General features: G+C 47.2%; 1 protein-coding gene. It reads right to left on the bottom strand.

All coding sequences use genetic code 11. The features are described from left to right. Window positions 1–14: 14 nt before the first annotated feature. On the bottom strand, window positions 15–254 hold a 240-nt coding region (locus FLQ44_RS11345), incomplete at its 5' end, for an MFS transporter (protein ID WP_206208842.1).

Here is a 254-nt window from a genome sequence, read left to right as displayed (position 1 = left end):
AGGCATCCATGTAGTCACGGCACCAAATGCAGCAAGGCTTCCCATAATGCCAACATGGTGATGACACCTAAGATCGCGATTGCGGCAAAGGACATACGCCAACCAATATTTTGTCCAACCCATGTTGCTAGAGGTACACCCCCAATATTGGCAATTGTGAGTCCCATAAACATCATGGCAACAGCACTCGCCTGTTTGTCTTTAGGCACAACACTGGTGGCAACAATTGAACCAATCCCGAAAAATACACCATG

The organism is Vogesella mureinivorans (genome assembly GCF_007644035.1).
GTDB lineage: Bacteria > Pseudomonadota > Gammaproteobacteria > Burkholderiales > Chromobacteriaceae > Vogesella > Vogesella mureinivorans.
The sequence above is the reverse complement of the archived record's forward strand: the minus strand, read 5'-3'. Positions and strand labels throughout refer to the sequence as shown.